General features: G+C 67.4%; 13 protein-coding genes and 8 pseudogenes. 10 read left to right on the top strand and 11 right to left on the bottom strand.

The features are described 5' to 3' along the window. Positions 1 to 508: 508 nt before the first annotated feature. Positions 509 to 1,081 (top strand): hypothetical protein, encoded by a 573-nt coding sequence (locus tag AB5L52_RS00975; protein ID WP_351571552.1) that lies wholly within the window; start codon positions 509 to 511, stop codon positions 1,079 to 1,081. A gap of 87 nt (positions 1,082 to 1,168) precedes the next feature. Here AB5L52_RS00975 and AB5L52_RS00970 read toward each other — a convergent pair. From AB5L52_RS00970 to AB5L52_RS00955, 4 genes and pseudogenes are all read right to left on the bottom strand, one after another. Next, positions 1,169 to 1,657 (bottom strand): annotated as a pseudogene (locus tag AB5L52_RS00970) (ISAzo13 family transposase); the annotation flags it as partial. Between the two features lie 236 nt (positions 1,658 to 1,893). After that, positions 1,894 to 2,562, bottom strand: a complete 669-nt coding sequence (locus AB5L52_RS00965; protein ID WP_351580845.1) for a response regulator transcription factor — start codon at positions 2,560 to 2,562, stop codon at positions 1,894 to 1,896. A 29-nt stretch (positions 2,563 to 2,591) separates the two neighbouring features. After that, positions 2,592 to 4,289, bottom strand: a complete 1,698-nt coding sequence (locus AB5L52_RS00960) for a histidine kinase (RefSeq protein ID WP_369362262.1) — start codon at positions 4,287 to 4,289, stop codon at positions 2,592 to 2,594. An 89-nt stretch (positions 4,290 to 4,378) separates the two neighbouring features. Next, positions 4,379 to 5,923 (bottom strand): alpha/beta fold hydrolase, encoded by a 1,545-nt coding sequence (locus AB5L52_RS00955; RefSeq protein ID WP_369362261.1) that lies wholly within the window; start codon positions 5,921 to 5,923, stop codon positions 4,379 to 4,381. A 424-nt stretch (positions 5,924 to 6,347) separates the two neighbouring features. On the opposite strand from AB5L52_RS00955, the pseudogene AB5L52_RS00950 reads away from it, so the two are divergent. Continuing rightward, a pseudogene (locus AB5L52_RS00950) lies at positions 6,348 to 6,644 on the top strand (transposase); the annotation flags it as partial. Between the two features lie 17 nt (positions 6,645 to 6,661). After that, positions 6,662 to 6,955, top strand: a pseudogene (locus AB5L52_RS00945) (IS3 family transposase); the annotation flags it as partial. A gap of 128 nt (positions 6,956 to 7,083) precedes the next feature. Here the strand turns inward: AB5L52_RS00945 and AB5L52_RS00940 are convergent. Beyond that, positions 7,084 to 7,461: pseudogene (locus AB5L52_RS00940) on the bottom strand (helix-turn-helix domain-containing protein); the annotation flags it as partial. Positions 7,462 to 7,571: 110 nt separating this feature from the next. Between AB5L52_RS00940 and AB5L52_RS00935 the strand changes: the two are divergent. Further along, positions 7,572 to 7,802, top strand: a pseudogene (locus AB5L52_RS00935) (transposase); the annotation flags it as partial. A gap of 210 nt (positions 7,803 to 8,012) precedes the next feature. Here the strand turns inward: AB5L52_RS00935 and AB5L52_RS00930 are convergent. Then, positions 8,013 to 8,375 (bottom strand): hypothetical protein, encoded by a 363-nt coding sequence (locus AB5L52_RS00930; protein WP_351580460.1) that lies wholly within the window; start codon positions 8,373 to 8,375, stop codon positions 8,013 to 8,015. A 315-nt stretch (positions 8,376 to 8,690) separates the two neighbouring features. Here AB5L52_RS00930 and AB5L52_RS00925 point away from each other — a divergent pair, with 315 nt between their 5' ends. Together AB5L52_RS00925 and AB5L52_RS00920 are read left to right on the top strand one after the other, a co-directional pair. Continuing rightward, on the top strand, positions 8,691 to 9,407 hold the full coding sequence (locus tag AB5L52_RS00925) for a DUF5919 domain-containing protein (RefSeq protein ID WP_351580463.1): 717 nt from the start codon (positions 8,691 to 8,693) through the stop codon (positions 9,405 to 9,407). Then, on the top strand, positions 9,400 to 9,867 hold the full coding sequence (locus AB5L52_RS00920) for an NUDIX domain-containing protein (protein WP_351580466.1): 468 nt from the start codon (positions 9,400 to 9,402) through the stop codon (positions 9,865 to 9,867). The genes AB5L52_RS00925 and AB5L52_RS00920 overlap by 8 nt, the downstream gene beginning before the upstream one ends. Positions 9,868 to 10,170: 303 nt before the next feature. Here the strand turns inward: AB5L52_RS00920 and AB5L52_RS00915 are convergent. Next, positions 10,171 to 11,056: pseudogene (locus AB5L52_RS00915) on the bottom strand (RNA-guided endonuclease InsQ/TnpB family protein); the annotation flags it as partial. A gap of 336 nt (positions 11,057 to 11,392) precedes the next feature. Between AB5L52_RS00915 and AB5L52_RS00910 the strand changes: the two are divergent. Continuing rightward, positions 11,393 to 11,980 carry a histidine phosphatase family protein gene (locus AB5L52_RS00910; RefSeq protein WP_369362260.1) on the top strand — a complete coding sequence of 196 codons (588 nt, stop codon included), beginning with the start codon at positions 11,393 to 11,395 and terminating at the stop codon, positions 11,978 to 11,980. A gap of 16 nt (positions 11,981 to 11,996) precedes the next feature. On the opposite strand, the gene AB5L52_RS00905 is transcribed toward AB5L52_RS00910, so the two are convergent. Further along, positions 11,997 to 12,798, bottom strand: a protein-coding gene (locus AB5L52_RS00905; RefSeq protein ID WP_369368776.1) for an IS5 family transposase whose coding sequence is annotated in 2 segments (ribosomal slippage) — positions 11,997 to 12,453 and positions 12,452 to 12,798 — 804 coding nt in all. Because the reading frame shifts where the segments join, the coding sequence is not laid out codon by codon here. A 106-nt stretch (positions 12,799 to 12,904) separates the two neighbouring features. Between AB5L52_RS00905 and AB5L52_RS00900 the strand changes: the two are divergent. After that, positions 12,905 to 13,228: pseudogene (locus AB5L52_RS00900) on the top strand (transposase); the annotation flags it as partial. Between the two features lie 14 nt (positions 13,229 to 13,242). Here AB5L52_RS00900 and AB5L52_RS00895 read toward each other — a convergent pair. The 3 genes from AB5L52_RS00895 to AB5L52_RS00885 all read right to left on the bottom strand — a co-directional run bounded on the left by AB5L52_RS00895 (position 13,243) and on the right by AB5L52_RS00885 (position 17,443). Then, positions 13,243 to 13,914, bottom strand: a complete 672-nt coding sequence (locus tag AB5L52_RS00895) for a hypothetical protein (RefSeq protein ID WP_369362259.1) — start codon at positions 13,912 to 13,914, stop codon at positions 13,243 to 13,245. A gap of 176 nt (positions 13,915 to 14,090) precedes the next feature. Then, entirely contained in the window at positions 14,091 to 15,812 is a 1,722-nt protein-coding gene (gene ltrA, locus AB5L52_RS00890; protein ID WP_369362258.1) for a group II intron reverse transcriptase/maturase, read from the bottom strand. A 620-nt stretch (positions 15,813 to 16,432) separates the two neighbouring features. Beyond that, positions 16,433 to 17,443, bottom strand: a complete 1,011-nt coding sequence (locus tag AB5L52_RS00885; RefSeq protein ID WP_369362256.1) for a transposase domain-containing protein — start codon at positions 17,441 to 17,443, stop codon at positions 16,433 to 16,435. 135 nt (positions 17,444 to 17,578) lie between these two features. On the opposite strand from AB5L52_RS00885, the pseudogene AB5L52_RS00880 reads away from it, so the two are divergent. Together AB5L52_RS00880 and AB5L52_RS00875 are read left to right on the top strand one after the other, a co-directional pair. Continuing rightward, positions 17,579 to 18,397, top strand: a pseudogene (locus AB5L52_RS00880) (transposase); the annotation flags it as partial. 226 nt (positions 18,398 to 18,623) lie between these two features. Continuing rightward, positions 18,624 to 19,145, top strand: a complete 522-nt coding sequence (locus AB5L52_RS00875; RefSeq protein ID WP_369362255.1) for a hypothetical protein — start codon at positions 18,624 to 18,626, stop codon at positions 19,143 to 19,145. The last annotated feature ends 205 nt before the right edge of the window (positions 19,146 to 19,350 follow it).

Below are 19,350 nucleotides of genomic sequence, written 5' to 3'. Positions count from 1 at the left end.
CGCTCTGCCATGATCTGTCGTTGTGTCACTCACATGCGGTGGGCGGCGCCTTGTGTGTGACAGCGACGCGCTGCTGGTAGCGGGCGTCCGCCTGATGGACGCCGGTTGTCTGGACGAGGCTGTGCTGTGGTTCGAACGTGCAGCACACGCCGGCGACTCGGGGTTCTTCGCAGGGCGCGGCGCGCCGATCGTTGACGGCAGGCCGAGCGAACGAGGCCCTGGTCTGGCTGGATCGGGCGGCCGATCTCGGTGATGAGAAGGTCTTGTGCTTTGCGAGGGACCAACTCGCGGAGGCCGGACGCCTGGACGAGGCTCTGCTTTGGTACGGGCGGGCTGCCGACGCAGGTGATGACGCGGCACTTCACGCAGCAGGTGATCGGTTGGCTGACGTGGGGCGTCTGGGTGACGCCCTCTCCTGGTATGAACGAGCCGCCACCCGGTCGGGCCGCGCCATCTCCGCCTGGCGGGAGACAGACTGGTCGAGGCGGTACGTCGGGATGAGGCGTTGGTGTACTTCGAGCGGGCCGCCGAGTGCGGCGACACGGAGGCTCTGCGCTGGGCTGGTGACCGGTTGGCGGGGGAGGGACGCCTTGACGAAGCTCTGACCTGGGCGAAGCGGGCAGCCGACAACGGAAACACCGCGGCGCTGCATCGGGCGGCCGACAACTTGGTCATGGCAGATCGTCTGGACGACGCGCTTACCTGGTACGAACGAGCAGCCGTCAAGGGCGACACCAACGCGCTGCAGGTAGTAGCCAACCAATTGGCCATCGAAGACCGGAAAGAGGAGTCACTCGCCTGGTTCCAGCGTCCTGCCATTGAAGGGCAGGGACGCAGAGTAACCGGGGGCCCGGGCGTCTGCGGGTGTGGTGTGACGGTGCACTGCCGCAACGATCACGACAGCCCCAAAGATGCGGAGAAGAACCGACCTGCAGTCATACGTCGCCAGCACCTCGTCGATGACGGCGGGGTGCTCGTCATCGACGACACCGGCTTCATCAAGAAAGGCACCGCCTCGGCCGAGCACAGCGCCAGTACTCCGCCACGCTGGGGCTTGTTTCTGAATAACTGTCAGTGTTGATCTGTCTGGTGTTGCTCGTCGGACAATGGGGCTTGGATCTGTTCCAGGGTGCGGGCGGGCGGCCCATGCAATGGTGTGACGACGACGCGGTGCAGGTCCAGGAGTTGGTGCCCGTCTTGGAACTGGTTGGAGAGGTTGGTGCGGCCGACTCCCAACAGTTGGGCAAGGAGTGTACTGGTGATCGCCCTGCGGTGGCGGAACGTGCTGCCAGGAGGCGGTGGTAGCGGTCCAGGCTGCTGGTTTGCGGATGGAGGTAGCTGCGCGAACGGTGGAAGTGCCGCTGGAAGGCCGCCTCGGCCAGGGCGTCCCAGTACGGCTCGGAGACTGCCACCAGGCGTTCGAAGCCAGACCGTGGCATGCCGGTCAGGGTGGGATCGCTGAGCATCGCGGTCAGGGCGGGGTCGATCCGCCGGAGAGTTGCCGGCGCCTCGGGGGTTCGGGGTGGGGGGCCAGGGTGTAGTTCCAGTCGCCGTGGAACGCATCGGGTGTGATCGGTGGGGCGTGGAACTCGGCGGGGGTGACGGTGGTGCCCAGGCGACAGCGGCCGCAGTCCAGCTCGGCGCCGATGGTCATCCCGCGACCCACACTCTGACCTGGTCCCCATGGCGCCGCCGGCGCCAAGCACACGCACGCCGGTGCCATTGCATGCGGTGCGGCCACTCGTTCGCGCGACATCCCCGCGAATACCGACCCACCCTTGACGCAGCCCCACTACACTCCCCACCACCAGGCCGCTGACCAGGGCAAATGGAGAGCTCTCACTGGAGTACCAAACCTTGAGCCAAACATGATCGCCGGAACAAGAAGCTCTTTTAGGTGCCCTGGCCCTCGTCTCCCAGGCCCGCGTCACGCGCGAGGAGTGCTGCCTGGACGCGGTTGTCGCACTCCAGCTTGGCGAGGATGCGGCTCATATACGTCTTCACGGTCGCCTCGCTCATATGGATGCGGGCACCGAGGTCGGCGTTGGACAGACCTTCGCCGAGCAGCATGAGCACGTCCCGCTCGCGCTGGGTGAGGACCTCCAGCCTGCGGCGCGCCTCCCCGGCGCGCGCCGCGGCCGGGCTGGCGGCGACGGTGTCCACCAGGTGCCGGGCAGCGGTGGGCGACAGGAACGCCTGGCCGCTGGCCGCTGCTCGTACGGCTTGGATGAGATCGGCGGGCGCGGAGTCCTTGAGCAGGAAGCCCGCGCCGCCCGAGCTGATCGCGCGCAGGACGTTGTTCCGCTCGCCGAACGTCGTCAGAATCAGCGCCCGGGTGGCCGGGGCAGCCTGTTGTAGGCGGGCGAGGGCCGTCAGACCGTCCATGCCGGGCATCTGGATGTCCAGCAGTGCCACATCCGTGCGGTGGGCGCGGGCCAGCTCGATCGCCTCCTCGCCACTGGATGCCTCGGCGACGACCGCGATGTCGTCCGCCGAGGAGAGAATCGCCCGGATGCCGGCCCGGATGAGTGGCTCATCGTCGGCGACGAGGACTCGGATCACTGCTGTATCTCCTGCGCGGCAGGTCACGTCTACCGCCCGACAGTGACCAGCAGCAACACCACGATCGCCACGGCCAGCGCCGAGAGGCCGACCACCGCGAGGTCATGTCGCCACCCACCGGGCGGAACAGCGGCGGCAGCCTCTCCCGGCGCGCTTCCGGCGGCCGGCTCTACGTCCGTGGAGCCGACGGAATCGGATGCGGCGGGGGCGGATTGCGCGTAGGGAAGGACTCCGGCCACCCGGAATCCGCCGTCGGCGGTGGGCCCGGCGTGCAGGAGGCCGCCGGCGAGTCTGGCCCGTTCACGCAGCCCGGGCAGGCCCTGGCCCCCGCTGACCGGCGGCGGCGCGGACGCGGACACCGGGGTGGGCGCGGCGGGGCCGTTGATCACCTCGACGACCAGAGAGTCCGGCTCGTAACGGAGCTCGACCGTGATCGCAGCGGCAGCCGCGTGCTTATGGGCGTTCGTGAGCGCTTCCTGCACGATTCGATACGCTGCGTGACTGGCTGCGGCGGGGAGCGGACGCTCTTCGCCGCTGTGACGGAATTCGACAGCCGTACCCACCGCGCAGCTCGCCTCGACGAGCTGACCGACATCGCCGACGTCGCCCGTGGCCTCGGGGATCTCCTCGTCGCGAAGGACGCCGACGACGGCGCGCAGTTCGTGCATGGCCGCCGTGGCGGCCTGCCGCAGTACCCCCACCGCCTCGGAGCGACGCTGCTGAAGGCCGGCGTCCACTTCGAGGGCGCCGGTGTGCACGGCGATCAGGGTGAGCTGGTGGCCGAGGCTGTCGTGCATGTCCTGGGCGATGCGGTGCCGCTCGCGCAGCCGGGCTTGGTGGACGACCATGGCCCGCTCGCGCAGCAGCTGCTCGTTGCGCTCCCGCAGGGTCTCCAGCAACGTCCGCTGCTGGTCCCGGGAGCGGGCCACCAGCCCGGGCAGGACCGCCAGGACGATGAACAGGAGGAATGAGACGAAGGACCCGGGCGTGTCCTCGGACCCGTAAACCCAGACGTGGACGGCCAGGTACAGCAGGAGCCCCGCCGCGAAGGTGACGATCAGCGTCGCAGCCTGGACCAGCCGCACCCCCGCCGACCACGAGGCGCACACCAGGAGTGGCCAGTACCCGGAGGTCGCACCGGCTCCTGCGGCAGCGGCGACGAACATCGGCGCGGGCAGAACACGCCGCAGCGCGAACAGAGCCAGGGACATCAGCCCGACGGCGGCCATCTGGACCGGTCCGCCGCGCCCGCCGGTCTCCAGCAGCAGGGCCGCCAGGGCCAGCCCCAGCAGCGGGCTGACCTCGCGCACCACCCGGCGCACGTTCCACGGCCCGGGGAACGCCCGCCGGACGAGCGCAGACTGCGCCCTGGCAATCGTTTCCACCACCTCCAGGATACGAGCCCGGCGAGGCTGCCCGCATGTCTGCGGTCTCCCGGTCACGTCTGGAGCGCGACGGTAGTTCCCTCCGGCGGGTCCTGGTAATGCGCCCATATCTGGTTCAGCTCGTGCTGGTAGTAGAGCGATGAACGGCGGCACGACAAGGATCCAGCCGATGAGCTGAGCCAGCATCGCGCCGACGGGGCTCACGTCGATGCGCTGGTCGAAGTCACGCGCCTCGCGATTGATTTTGTAGTACCAGACGAAGAAATAGATGCCCAGTGTGAGCAGTGGCCAGACAAGCCACACGAGAAAGAAATTTCGATGTTTTCCGATACGGCTGGACATAAGAGAGATACCTGTTTCGTGTCAGTCGCGGACAGCGGTGGATGAGATCGGGAGATCCGCTTGAGCAGAGCGAAGGCCTTGCAGGTCGGTCAGCGGCGTATGCCGCATTCCGGCAGATCTGCGGTCTTCCCGTTGGTCAGGTAGACGACTGCGGCCCGCTGCGCGCACTCCACGCCGCCGGTGGTGGCCTCGTGGGTGCGTCCCGGGAACGTCAGCAGCCGCGCTCCGAGGCGCCGTGCGGCAGCCCGGGCTCCCTCGATGCCCGTACGGGGGTCGTGTTCGCCGTTGATGACGAGCGGGGTGACGCCTGCAGAGCCCTTGAGCGCGCCGAGCGGCTTCTCGGGCCGGGGCCAGAACGCACACGGCAGGTAGTCCGCGGCGATGTACCCGGCCTCACCGCCGCCCTGCTTCACATAGGTGTCGATCACGCCGTCCACGGTGCGTGGCCAGGCGAAGTCCGTGCAGCGCACGCCGAGGTCGTAGCCCAGGTCGAGGGTGGGCTTCATCACGTCCGCCAGTTCCTTGGGCACGCCCTGGGCGGCAAACTCGTCAAGGGCGGTCGTGCTGCCGGTGCGGGCTGCGCCGAGCGCACCGGCCAGAGCCTGCCACCGGTCGGGGACGAACATGGCCGCGACGGCAGCCCCCAGCACGCGCTTCGTACGCGCCGCCTTGTCCTGCGGAGCCCCGCCCCTCAAGCCAGCAGCCTTCTCCGCGCTGCCCAGCGGGTCGGCATGGACCGGGCAGACATCCTCGTGGGCACGGCACCACGGAGTGAACCCCGAGAGCGTGAGACGCAACTTCTCGCGCGCGGCGTCGTCAGGATCATTGCTGAAGTAGTTCGTGTCTGTCTGCGACCCAGAGCCGTCGAGGCTCGCCCGCACCCCGGAGACGGCCGGGTCCATGGTGCCGTCGAGCACGGCGGCCCGCACCCGGTCCGGGTGGAGAGTCAGATATGCCTGGGCGAGCATCGTTCCGTACGAGCCCATCAGCAGGCTGATCTTCTCCTCGCCGAGCGCGGCGCGGATCGCGTCGATGTCACGGGCGACGTCCCGGCTGCCCAGATGCCCGGCGATCGGCCCGAGCTTCCTCGTGCAGCGCTCGGTGTAGCTCCGGGCCGCGGCGGCCAGCCGTGCCCGGTGCTGGACCTTGGCCAGACCCGGAGTCTCACTCAGCCTCTTCAGCTCGTCCGTGGTCTCCCCGCACTCCGGCAGCGCGCCGCTCTTCCCCGTACCACGCATGTCGAAGCCGATCAGGTCGAAACGCTCGGACAGCTCCGGCGGCAACAGTGCCGCCGGAGCCCACAGCCCGGACTCGCCCGGCCCGCCCGGGTTCCACACCAGCGCGCCGATCCGCTCGCTTCTCTTGGCCGCGGGAAGCCGGGATATGGCAATGCCGACTTTCTCGCCGTTCGGCTTCGCCGCGTCCACCGGAACCCGCACGGTGGCGCACTGACGTGTCGGCTGGCCGGGCAGCGGACAGGCGGACCAAGCGGGCGAGGAGCCCACGGACGATGACGCGGTGGGGGTAGCCGCGTTCCCGCTGCCGGGAGCGAGCGCGCAGCCGGCGGCCGCGGCGAGAACGAGGAGCGCGGCCATCATCCGCCGGCGCCGGGAGAACAGAAGAGTGTCGATCATGGTGCTGTGATCCTTTACAGATCGCCGCTTCGCTCGCCGGCAAGCCTTGTGTGCCGGGAGACGCTGCGTGGCGAGCGGAGGGGGCCCGTTTGCCGCCTCCACCCAGTGAGGCTAGGCAGAGGGATGCCCCCGCACAGTCATCATTCGTCGCGCCCATGGGACGACGAATGTCGTGCCGGTGAGGGGAGAGGTGTGTGCCGCGACACCACGGTCACATGTGGTCATCGGCCGATGCCGGGAGCGACATCGCCCGCGAGACCGCTGCAATGCGGTAAGTGGTGGTGAACCTGGCCGGAGACGGGAAGGACCTGGCGGCTGGCGGGAGTGGGGGCGTAGAGGCGGTGCCAATGTGGAGGCAGCCGCCCCGGGGTGGGCTTGATCCGCTTTGACGGACATCCGAGATCAGGGGTTCTGCCCCGGGAGGATGTCCATCATGGAGAGCATGGGGAAGAAGAAGCCTCGGCCTCGCCGTTCGTTCACGCCGGAGTTCAAGGCCGAGATCGTCGAGCTGTGCCGGCGCGGTGACCGCTCGGTCGGCCAGGTCGCCAAGGACTTCGACCTGACCGAGACGGCGGTGCGGCTGTGGGTCAGCCAGGCCGAGGTCGACGCGGGCGAGCGCGACGGGCTGACCAGCAGTGAACGCGAGGAGCTGGCCGCGCTGCGGCGGGAGAACCGCCGGCTGCGGGAGGACGTGGAGGTCCTCAAGCGGGCCACGGCTTTCTTCGCGAAGGAGACCCGGTGACGGTGCACCCGTTCATCGAGGCGGAGAAGCGAGACGGTCACAACGTCAAGCGCGTGTGTGAACTGCTGCAGGTCTCCCGAGCCGCCTTCTACGCCCGCCGCAGTGCCAGACCCGGTCCGCGGGCGGTCCGCGATGCCGAGCTGACCGAGAAGATCACGGAAGTTCACGAGAACTCCCGCAGAACCTACGGCGCCCCGCGAGTCCACGCCGTCCTGCAACAACAGGGTGAGGACTGCGGACGGCGGCGCATTGCCAGACTGATGCGCGACGCCGGGCTGCAGGGCCGGCACCGCAGGCGACGGCAGCTGACGACGATCCCCGACCCGCGGGCCACCGCCCGGCCCGACCTCGTCGTCCGGGACTTCGCTCCCGACCCGGACGGCCTCGACACCCGCTGGTGCGGTGACATCACCTACGTTGCCACCGAGGCCCGGTACTCGAGTCTGCCGCCGCGGGTGGCCGCGTTGCGCCGCAGTTCCCGGGAGATCGTCGATGGTGACCGGCCCAGCCGTCCGGCGATCTCCCGTACCCCGGCGCCCTGCACGCGCAGCAGAGCGATCTCCTCCCGTTCGGCGAACGAGAGATAACGGCCCGAGACGGTCAGGCTGATCTGCGGCATCCCGCCAGCGTGTCGGAACCACCGCGTTCCCACCGCTGGCGCGGCTCCGACAGCGACCGCCGCATCCTCACTTGTCAGGCCCTTGGCGATCTCGCCCCAGAACAGCCGCTCGATCTCGCGCCGAGTCGAGGGCCGCCCCGGAGACTTCATCGGTGACCGCCCCGTCAACTCCGCCATCCAACCCGCTGGTCGTCCCACAACTCACCCTCTGATCAGGAGTGTTGCTACGACTGGTTGAACTCGGTCAGTACACCAGTCAGCAATTCGCCGCCCTGGCAACGGAATTGGGCGTCCGCCTGTCCGTCGGCCGCACCGGCCAGTGCTGGGACAACGCGCTCGCGGAGTCGTTCTTCGCCACCATCAAACGGGAGTTGCTCGACACAAGAACCTGGCCCAGCCGGGCCGCCACCCGCACCGCGATCTTCGACTTCATCGAGGGCTGGTACAACTTGCACCGACTGCACAGCAGCCTCGGCTACCGCAGTCCCGCCGAATACGAGACCGCACTCGCGGCCTGACCACCACACCGATGGTGTCCGTCAAAGCGGAACAAGCTCAATGGCCCGTGCGGCCGGTATGACGCAGGCACCAGTCCTGAGCCGTTTCCTGTTCCTCGTGAGGGCCGGATGTCTCGTCGCATCCGGAGGCCACGCAGAAGGCTTCGAAGGTGACTTCGCCGTCCGGTACATGCCGGATCGTATGGGGCACGTAGCGTAGTACGACGCGGCTCATGCGGATGCCTCAACGGGCCGTGCGAGGTCGTCTTCGTCCTCGTCGTCGCTCACGTCAGGGCCATCCCATGCTGAATCGGCCAGGCGTGCGCCCCGGCTCTCCGCGACGCGGTGCACGTCGGTGAGAGCCTCGGTCAGCTGAACGGCCAGCAAGTGGAGTTCACCCGGAGTCCACTTGCGCCCGTCGAAGATTCTCTTGGCTTCCTCGACGAGGTCGGCGGCCAGGCCGAGTTGCACAGCCTCCATGTTGTCCGCGAGGCGCGAGAGGTAGCTGCCGGAGCCGTCCCCGGCGAGATAGCACGGCTTGCCTTCCGGACCCGCCCACGGCAGGAGCCGCACTACGTTGATGTGTCCGGTCACGCCGACGCCTCCACACCGTGGATCAGGCGCGCGGAGTGGCACCTCGGAGAAAAGAGCCGGGGCCGCAACGGCGACTCGGCGAAGCGGGCGATACCTTGACTCATGTCGACCTGCTCTTTCAGGTTGTCCATGCCCCCGGGCCGTTCGCGCGGTCGCGGGGGTCTTGTCCATCACCACACTTCCGCCCCTGGCGGTGCGTTCCTACTGCGTTCCGCGACCGTTAGGCACGGAGTACGTGTACCGTGTGAAGCGTGCCTAACGTCCCTGGGGGTACCAGTGAATGAGGCTCTGCGCCGTGCGATGCTCCAAGCTCGCATGACAGATCGTCAGTTGGCGGAGAAGTGCGACGTCGATATCAAGACCGTCGGCCGATGGATCACCGAGACCGGGCGGGTTCCCCGTGCCCGTCACCGGTGGGCCGTCTGCGAAGCACTCGGAGAGGACGAGGCGGTGTTGTGGCCAGCAGCCGCGAAGAAGGCGATCAAGGTCGGTCCGGACCGCGAGGTCGTATCCGTCTATCCCTACCGGTCCGGTTGCCCAGCCTCTCTGTGGCGGTCGCTGATCACCAAAGCTGAACGAGAGCTGACCTTCGCGGGGTACACCAACTACTTCCTATGGCTTGAACAGGCCCGGTTCGGCACCGCACTCCGGCGGAAGGCGGCCCAGGGGTGCCGAGTCCGGTTCCTGCTCGGTGACCCCGACAGCGATCTCACGCGGTCGCGTGAGCAGGACGAAGACGTTGCGCTCACACTTTCCACCCGCATCCGCGTGTCCCTCGCTGAGCTGGAGAAGATCAGAAGCCAGCCGGGCATCGACGCGAGGTACAGCGACGGACACGCCCACCTGTCCGTGTTCCGCTTCGATGACGACATGATCGTCACGCCCCTGCTGACGTACCGGGTCGGCCACGATGCCCCTACGCTGCATCTGCGTCGTCACCAGGACGACGGCATGTTTGATCGCTTCGCGTCGCACGTTGACGAACTGTGGAACCGGGGCACTCCGGTATGGGAAAGGGAAGCCAATGGCTAGGCGCGACTACGAGGATGATCCCAACGCCCCGGCCGCGAACAGCCTGGTTCCCGCCGCTTCCACGGTCGTTGTCGACGACTCCGGGCGCATCCTCCTCCAGTGCCGCAGTGACAATGGCATGTGGGCCCTGCCCGGAGGCGCCATGAACATCGGAGAGTCGCTACCTGACTGCGCCGTCCGCGAGACCCGCGAAGAGACCGGCTACGACGTAGAGATCACCGGCATCGTCGGCACGTACACCAACCCCCGTCATGTCTTCGCCTACGACGACGGTGAGGTGCGACAGGAGTTCTCCATCTGCTTCCTGGCGCGGCCCGTGGCCGGGCAACTGGCGGTGTCCGAGGAATCCACAGATGTTCGCTGGTTCCTGTCCGAAGAGGTCGACGCGCTTCCGATGCTCCCCAGCATCCGCAAGCGCGTGAACGACTGGCGCGACGGCAACATGCCCGCAGCCCGGTAGCCGGAAGAGGCGGTGACACGACACACCCCTCCCGAACTGCTCCGGCTGAGAGTCCGTAGAGCACACTTTCGCAAGTAGCTTGCGAGCCGGTCGCCAAGACGGACAAGGCGAGCTTGGCCGCACGTCGCTCGAAGTTGCGTGGGACGTCGCTCCCGAGATGGCCCGGGTCCACCCGACGACCAGGAGCTGATGCGCGTGCTGACCTCGCTGCACCGCCGCAGCAACCCGAGGCTGACCCGCCTGGCCAAGCGAGCTGGCGTGCCTTTCTGACCCTACGAAGCCAAGACTGTATGAACTACCGTTGACGAACGCAGACCATCCCGCGTCGTGCACGGACTTGGCAAGCCGGGTGCGGCCGAGACCGGACGCCGCGAGGTCTTCCACGTACACCGCTTGGTTGTCGCGAATGATCTGCGTGGATGCCTTGTGGTGCCAGTCCCGGCGCCGGTTGGCCACCTTGGCGTGCCGGCGTGCGACCTTGATACGGGCCTTGGCCCGGTTCTTCGATCCCCTGGCCTTGCGGGACAGCTCCCGCTGAAGGCGCTTGAGTTTCTTCTCCGCCCGGCGCAGGAAGCGCGGGCTGTCGATCTTCCGGCCGTCGGACAGGCTGAGGTCGATACCGGCCTCCGACTCCAGCTCGGGGAGGATGTCCGGCTCCGTGTCCACGACGAAGCTGAGGAAGTAGCGGCCGCAGCTGTCCTTGGTGACGGTCAGGGACGTGGGTGCGGCCGGCAGCCGGCGCGACCACGTGACCTTGAGGTTGCCGACCTTGGCCACATACACCCTGCCGTTGTCCTGGAGGGAGAAGGCGTTGGTGTTCAGGCGGATCGACTGCCGGGTGTCCTTCTTCGACTTGTAGCGGGGAGGGCCGACCTTGCGGCCCCTGGCGCTTGCCCGTGAGGCTGTCGAAGAAGTTCTTGTAGGCGGCATCCAGGTCCCGCAGGGACTGCTGCAGGACGACCGCTGACACGTCGGCGAGCCAGGACCGTTCCTCGGTGCGCTTGGCCTGGGTGATGCGCAGCCGGGACAACTCGGCCGACTTCACATACGCCAGCCCCGCCGCGTGCGCTTCCCTGCGGTCGCGCAGGCAGTCGTTCCACACCACGCGGGCACACCCGAACGCACTCGCCAGCGCACAGCGCTGGGTGGCATCCGGGTAGGCCCGGTAGTTGTAGCGGAGCTGCGTCACCGTGAACCTAATATGGTCAACCAGCCCAAGGTCGCCGTCTCCAAACTGGTCAACGGCCTCAAGGGCACTCATGCTGCACCGCAGACTGTCCCGTGACTACGAGACCAAACCAGAGCACTCCGAGAGCGTGATCCGCCTCGCGATGATCTCGAACCTGGCGAAACGAGCAACCAACGAAAGCGCCATAACCTGGCATAACCCACGAACTAACACGCTTTCAAGCGGGACGTCCTCTTAACAAGCCATCTTATTTGGCCAGTTGGTGGCGGTAGATGGCGGGAGCGAAGACGGGCAATCGGGCCCACCGTGTCCCATGATCAGATATCGTGCTCGCTCATGGGGGAGCTGATATTGATCAGGCACGGCCAGACTGAGTGGAGCCTGTCGGGCCAGCACGCGGGGCGCACTGATGTTCCGCTGACTGACGCGGGTGAGGCATCGGCCAAGGCGCTCGCTTCGCGGTTGGCCCGGCGCCCGCTGGTCGGCGTGTTCAGTAGTCCGCTGAGCCGCGCCATGCGGACGGCCGAGCTGGCGGGTTTGGCCGGCGTCAGGCCCGATCCCGACCTGGTGGAGTGGGATTACGGCGGCTATGAGGGCCTGACCGCAGCGCAGATCCGCGAGGGGCGGCCGGGCTGGGACCTGTGGCGGGACGGCGTCATTCCCGGCGACATTGACCATCCCGGTGAGCGGCTCGAGCAGGTGGCTGCCCGCACGGACGCGGTGCTGGGCCGGATCCGGCCGCTGCTGAACGACGGCGACGTCGCCGTGGTCGCTCACGGCCATCTAGCGCGCGTACTCACCGTGCGATGGCTGGGCCTGGACGCGTCGGCCGGCCGAGTACTGGGCCACCCACGTCCCGGAACTCTGAGTTTCCTGGCCACTGAGGATGGGCAACCGTTCATCTCCGCCTGGAACGTGCCGTAGATGGCAGCCCGCTGCATCACGCCTGCCGTGAGAGGCGCCGCCAGCAGATGAGAGCCGCAGTGATGCCGGCGAAGGCGAGGAAGTGTTCTGCCTTGCGTTCGTAACGGCGGTGCAGACCGCGGTACCCGGCCAGCCAGGCCACCGTCTGTTCCACGGTCCAACGGTGGCGGCCCAGGGGCAGGGAGGACTCGATGCCCTTGCGGGCGATGCGCGGCGTGATGTTCCGAGAGCGCAGCCACCGCCGCAGTTGGTTGTAGTCGTACCCCTTGTCGCCATGGCGTTTGGCGGGCCGTCGTCGACGCGGTCCCCGGCGGGATCGGATGGGCGGGATGCCACGGACGAGGGGTTCGAGCCCCTGGCTGTCGTCGGTGTTTGCGGGGGAGATGCCAATCGAGAGGGGCAGACCGGTCCGCTCGGTGACCAAGTGGATCTTTGAGCCCATCTTGCCGCGGTCTACGGGATTCGGACCCGTCAGGTCCCCCTTTCATCGCCCGCATGTTCACCGAGTCGATCGCGCACCGGGACCAGTCGAGCTCACCGCGGGCACCGAGCGCGTCCAGGACCAGACGGCGGAGTCTGCCCGAGACCCGGGCCCGGCTCCATTCAGTGAACCGCCGGTGCGCGGTCGGCCCGGACGGGCCGAAGCCGGGCGGCAGTTGTCGCCACGTACACCCCGTTGTGGCCACGAACACGATGGCGGCCAGCACCTGCCGATCCCCGTACCTGCGCCGACCGCCACGCTGCGGTCGGACCGGAGCAGCCGGTACCACCCGCTGGGACAACTCCCACAACCCATCCGGCACCAGACGCTCCACCATCGCCATCACGCCTGACAGCCTAGTGCCGCATCAAGCTACGTTTGCCCTGTCGTGATGTGTCGCCCAGTTGCTGCGCCGGGAAGCGCCAGCCAGCCAGAATGATCACGTGGCTGTACGCGTGCGGGTGCGGGAGATTGATGACGACGAGGGCAGGCGGTTGCTGCGGATCATCCGCGGAGGCACTGGTTCGGTGGTGACCTGGCGGCGGGCTCAGATGGTGCTGTTATCCGCGCAGGGACGGCCGGTGGCGAAGATCGCCGAGGTGACGTTCACCAGTCCGGACCGGGTCCGCGATGTGCTCCACAACTTCAACGCTGACGGCTTCGACTCGCTTTATCCCAAGTATAAAGGTGGCCGGCCAAAGACCTTCACCCTCCCGGAACGCCGGGAGATCAAGAAGATCGCCAAGTCGAAGCCGGCCGAGCACGGCCCAAGGCCGGGTAGTTAGCGTTTTTTGCGGCCTGGCAAGGGAGTTGAAGGGAATGGCATAGCGGTGTAGGTGGCGGGGCCGGCTTTGCGGATGAGTCTCCTGGCGGCCCATCGGTTGAGCTGTTTGTACATGGTGCTCAGGGTGACGTCGCCGAGGTGGCGGGCGATATCGCGCGTTCTCCAGGGGCGGTGCGGATCTTCCTGGAGCAGGGCCAGGACTCGTTCCCTGCGACGGTCCTCCGGGAGTGCGTCCCGATCATGGCGGGTCACCTCGGGCAGTGCGGGCTCCGGGGGCGGAGGCTCGAGGACGGTGATGTCCAGGCCGGTGACGGTACGGCTGTGGTCGGGCCTGCCGTCCTCGTGTCGTCCGTTGTACCGGGAGACAGGCGATTTGACCTTTCGGGTGCTCACGCGTGGACGGCGGGGCGGGAGCAGGCTGGCCAGGACCCGGCGTCCGATGACACCAACCGGATCAGTGTCATCGGCGATCACTCCGGCGGCTTGGACCACCTGGTCACGGGCTGTCTGAAAGGCGATGGTGAACCCGCAGCGGTCCGGGTCGGTGCCGGGAAGGGACTCGGCGGCGTCGACCATCACCGTGCGCAGGAGCTGGTAGAGCGTCAGCAGCGACCACATCTCCTGTTCGACACCCACGCGATCGCCCGACCGCAGGATGCGCCCGTCCATGATCGTGTGTCGGAGTGCGTAGTACGCCGATTCGTGCTGTCGGGTAGGTGCGGCGCATTGCTGCGCCGCACCCCCTCAGAACCGGACGGGCGGCGTTAACCGCATCCGGCTCAAGCAGGCCCTGAAGGCCCACGGGCAGCCAGAATGGCTGGTCACCGTGGTTCACTGCCGCCGCGTCAGCGGTGGCAGTGAACGTGGGTGAGTCGGAAGGCGACGGGATCGTCGGACTGGCTTCCGTCCGGTTCGACAGTGAGCGCGTTCGCGCGTACCGCCGTCCGGATTGCCCGCAGCCACTGCTCCCATTCCTGGGGGCTCTGCGGCTGCTGGTCGGCGTGCAGGAGAGGACTTCCGCAGAGCGGGCACCGGCCGTGCTGCCTTTGGAGCAGACGTAGCAGGCGCGGGCTGAGCGGGGGCTTGTTCCTGCGTCGCCGCGAGGCCCAGTACTCGGTCAGCGCCGGGTCGTCCACGGACGCCCCTTTGATGACGAGTTGATGTCTGACGATCCGGGTCCAGGCGAACTTGGTGAGATAGCGGCCGCTCTCGCGGTCACCGAACACCCACCGGTCCTGCCGGGACTCGTTGAACCGGCCGAAGTACCGGGAGGTCACCCAGCCGTTCGGCTTGTTCGGGTGTGTGTGCCGGGCCCACTTGTAGACCAGCCTCCACACGTGGTTGTCCAGCGAGGTGAACACCTCGCTGGAGACCACTCCCCGAAAGTAGGCAGCCCAGCCCCGGATGATCGGGTTGAGCTTGGCGATCACCGCCGCCGCATTCTGGCCCCGAAGGGCCAGCACTTCAGCGGTGAGCCGTGCCCGGATCCGTCGCACGGATGCCTTGCTCGGCTTGATCAGGAGCATGCCGTGGTAGCGGCGGACGGTGAAGCCCAGGAAGTCGCAGCCCTCGTCGAGGTGCGCGATGCGCGTCTTGTCCTCGTTGAAGGCCAGACCCCGGGGCCTGAGCCACCGGGCGAGCCGCTCCTTGACCTGCTGGGCCTCGTCACGGCTGTGACAGAGCACCACCAGGTCGTCGGCGTACCTGATCAAAGTCGGTGAGCCCACTGCCAGTTCACCGGCGCGGGGACCGGTGGGGCGGTAGTGGACTCCGGCAGCCTCTTCCATTCCATGCAGGGCCACGTTCATCAGCGCAGGGGAGATGATCCCGCCTTGCGGGACCCCCTCCTCGGTCGGGGCGAGAACACCACGGTCGAGCACTCCCGCCTTGAGCCACTGCTCGACCAGCCCCCGAGCGGGGAACTGTCCGATAGCAGCCAGAAGGCGATCATGGTCGATGCGGTCGAACGCCGCTGCCAGGTCCGCGTCAAGGACCCACTGCCGCTTCGGGCTCTTGCCCTTGGCGGCCAGGAAGATCGCTCCGATCGCGTCATGGCAGCCACGGCCGGGCCGAAATCCGTAGGACCTCGGCTCGAACCGAGCCTCCCACTCAGGTTCCAACGCGTTCAGCGCCACGGCTTGAAGACACCGGTCGATGATCACGGGAATTCCTAGGCCGCGCTGACGGCCGTTGGCCTTGGGGATATAGACCCGCCTGACGGGCAAGGGCCGCCATGGGGCTGCCCGGAGCTGCACCCAGTCGGCCAGTTCGGCCTTTCCCTGGGGCAGAAGGACAACCCGTCCGTCGATCCCTGCTGTCTTGCGGCCAGCGTTGATCTCCGTCACCCGCCGCACGCTCACCAGCGTGTTCGAGCGGGAACGGAGCATCAGTTTCTGGAGATTGCGGACCTTCTTGAGGTCCCCTGCCTGTGATGCCGTGAAGATCCGCTGCCTCAGACGCCGTACTTCGTCCTCCGCGCCCTGCCAGTCGATCGACTGCCAGTCGGTGAAGTCGTCCTCAGGTCCGTTCGCCGTGACGGCACTGTCGTCCTGGACGGTGTCCGCCACGGGAGATGTTGTCGCCACGGTGTCCAACTTGTCCTTCGGTTCCAGCGTTGATGGTCATCGAGTCCGCACAGGCCCACCTGACCCACGTCAGCACCCTTTCGGGTCCGGGCAGAGCCCGTATCCGGCCGGTTATGCGGGGCGACCAGCGGAGGTGCTGGCCGTCTGCCCCGGTTTCCCGCCGCCTTTCGGTGACCGGCATTGGCTTCTTGGGTCATCCTGTGCCCGCTGGGGAGTTGGGCCTTCCTCACGGTCGGCTGACCGGACGCTTGCGTGTCCGGACCCCAACGGGGTTTCCACGTTCCACACGAGTGAGATACGACCGGGGTGGGTGCCCCCTAAACTCCGGGACGGCGATGCTCTCCCGGCTGACGTTGGGGCTTCAGCCGGCGCCTGCCGCTTCTCAGCGGCCAGTCCTGCACCCCGCTGGAGCAATCCATCGGCGGGGCCCACGATCACGAAGCATCATCAGGGGTTCACTTGCGTTCACCCGTCCGGTCTTCCCCTTGCCTGTGACTCCCGGATGGCACGGGGGTTCTTGGGCTTCTCCTTCGAGCTTCGCACCCCGCCGTTACCGGCGACGCACGTCGAAGTGGGGACGGGCCTTGAGCACTGGCCCGGAACTACGCTGTCGACATCAAGTCGAGCCTCCGATCAGGTAATTCACTCAATCTCGTGCGACTTCGTGTCGCACCCCAACGCTGGTGATACAGCCCCACCAGGGCCGCAGCCGGATAACGCCGAGCATCGGTCAGGGTCGTGGCCAGTCGGTAGGAACCACTGAATGCGGTGCCGCCCGCGCACGTCACAGTGATCTGTGCCTCGATGATCCGCACCCGGACGGTACCGATTGCCGACAGGTAGGAGCCGTCGGCGAGTTGGACGAGGACGGGCAGGCGCCGAGTGCTCCGCAGCCGGCCCAGGACCTGTGCACCGGTGGCGGTCACCTGAGCCAGGAAGTCGTTGCCGTCAAAGCCCATGTCCCACAGCACCAGCATGTCCGGCTTCAGCAGGTGCAGCAGGCGCCGGGCATAGCCTCGCTCTCCTTGGCTGGTGGGCCCGAAGACCGCGCCGATCAAGGCCCGGGTCCCGGTCTCGACGAGCGTCATCAGCTCCAGAAGGGGATAGCCGCCGTGGCCCGGAGAGCCGAGCCAGGCCCGGTTGCGGGCAGTGTCCGGAGCCTTCAGCGAGCCGCAGCCGTCAAAGGAGACCGTGCGATACGGCCCGAACCGCACACCGGGGGTCCTCGGTTGTGCCAGCGGCCCGCACAGCACGTCGCACAGCCTGCGCATGGGCGTGCTGCCGACTCTGCGGCGCAGGTCACGCAAGGCTTTCGCGGTGGGTGTGGCGAACGACAGACCGGCGAGTCCCGCCGTCAGCTTCTGCCAGACCAGCTGATAGCCAACCTCCGGGAACAGGCACATCGCCAGCAGGAAATAGACGCCGACCCGCGACGGCAGATCACGCAGGCGGCGCTGCACGCTCCCGGTCTCCTCCAGGACCGCGTCGACGAGTTCAAACGACATGAGCGCGGTCAGCTCCCCCAGGTGCCCCGGCGCGAACACGCCCTGCGCCACAGTGGTCACGCGAGAGACAGCCGTCAGGCCCAACGGCAGGACATAATGCTCGGACAACGGAGCTCCTCGGCAACAAGCTGTCTTGGTCGACTGCCTGTTCCAACGGGGCTCCCTTGCTCGCGTTTCGCCCCCGCATGAACCCCCTCGGCCGCTGTTTGCCAGGGCGCAAAAAACGCTAACTACCCGGCCTTGGAGCACGGCCTGCCGTTCTCGGCCTGGAGCCTGGCCAAGCTGGCCGACTTCCTGGTCGCCGAGGGGGTGGTCGACGACATCAGCCACGAGGGCCTTCGGGTCCTGCTCCGCGAGGAGGGCGTCTCGTTTCAACGCGTGAAGACCTGGAAGAACTCACGTGACCCGGACTACTCAGTCAAGAAGGCCCGTGTCGAGCACCTGTACGCGATCGCCGACGGTGAGGTCATGCCCGAGGAAGGCGAGCCCGAAGTCGTCTTCTGCGTGGATGAGTTCGGGCCGCTCAACCTCCAGCCGCACCCCGGCCGGCACTGGGCCGAACGCAGCGGCAGACACAAGGACCCAGGCCGCGATCCCCGGCCCCGGCGCCGCGCCACCTACACCCGCCCGCACGGGGTCCGGCACCTGTTCGCCGCCTACGGCCTGGCCAAAGACCAGCTCTACGGGCACATCAAGAAGACCAAGAACAGGTCGAAGTTCCTGGAGTTCTGCCGTTACCTGCGCTCGCTGCACCCGATGGACGTACGCATTGCGATCGTCTGCGACAACTACTCACCACACCTGACGACGAAGCGGTGTCAGCGAGTCGGGACGTGGGCGGTGGCGAACAACGTGGAGATCGCCTACACCCCGACCAACAGTTCGTGGCTCAACCGGATCGAGGCGCAGTTCACCGCCCTGCGCTACTTCGCGCTGGATGGCACCGACCACGCCAGCCACAAGGAGCAGGGAAGCATGATCCGCCGCTACATCATCTGGCGGAACAATCACGCCGCCGACGAACGCCTCCGCGAGGTCGTGAACAGGGCAAACGTTGCTTGATGCGGCACTAGTGATCACGCCAGTTAAGACGATCTCTGAGAACGGGCGGGGTGCAGGCGCGCAATTTGCCCGAAGACACTGCAGTTGGTACGTCGAGGTTCGCGCCCGTGGGGCGAACCCATCCGAGCAGGCGCCGCTGCCAAAGTTGATAGGCCTGTTCCTGGAGTGGGCTGGTGGGCGGGGCGCGGGCGCCGGCCTAGGAGGGCGAGAACTAGGATCTCCCCTCATGCGGATCGTCCGGATCGCGCTCCTGGTGGTGGGAGCGATTGTCACGCCCTTCGTCGGGTTTATTCTTGGCGCCACGGCTGCCGCCGTCCTCGCAAGGCTGCTGACTGATGATCCGGCCATCGTGGACACAGTGATCCCGCTGGTGGGCATCGGCGGAGCTGCTGCCGCTGTCATCAGCTGGACCAGGCTGTTGCGCCTTGCGCACTATCGGCACCTGCGACAGCTGCGCCGCTCAGGCTCAGCCGTGCGCGGGGAGGTCGTGGCGGCGTGCACCTCGTTTGCCAAGAACCCGCGGGGGCCGGGCCACTGGACGGTGCAGCTCGAGGTCGCCTGGACGGATCCCGGCAACGGATGCGCACGCGAGGCGAGCAAAGCTTTTCGGTTCACCGAGCGGAACAGGGAGGGCGCCCGCGACTTCCAGCGACGCCACAGCGCCGGCTCGGCGATCGGTGTGCTGCCTGGTCGGCGGCGTGGGTTCTTGCTGGACGTCCCGGAGCTGCCCGCCTGGTGGGATCGCTGATCGGCACAGTTCGCAGGGTTGGCAGTCACAGCGTCTGAAGGCCAGTCTCAATGGCGTTGTCATGGTGCTCGTGGCGCCGCGAGATGCTCTTGGTGTGAGTCGTCGGGGGAAGCGCTGGTCGTGAGCACGCCGTCGTACACGGACTATGGGTTCTCGGCCGAGGTGATCGGGCACGGCGTGTAGCTGTAACACCGTTTTCCTCTGC

The sequence above is a fragment of the Streptomyces sp. CG4 genome (genome assembly GCF_041080655.1).
In the GTDB taxonomy this organism is placed as follows: domain Bacteria; phylum Actinomycetota; class Actinomycetes; order Streptomycetales; family Streptomycetaceae; genus Streptomyces.
This window is presented reverse-complemented; position numbering and strand designations above follow the sequence as displayed.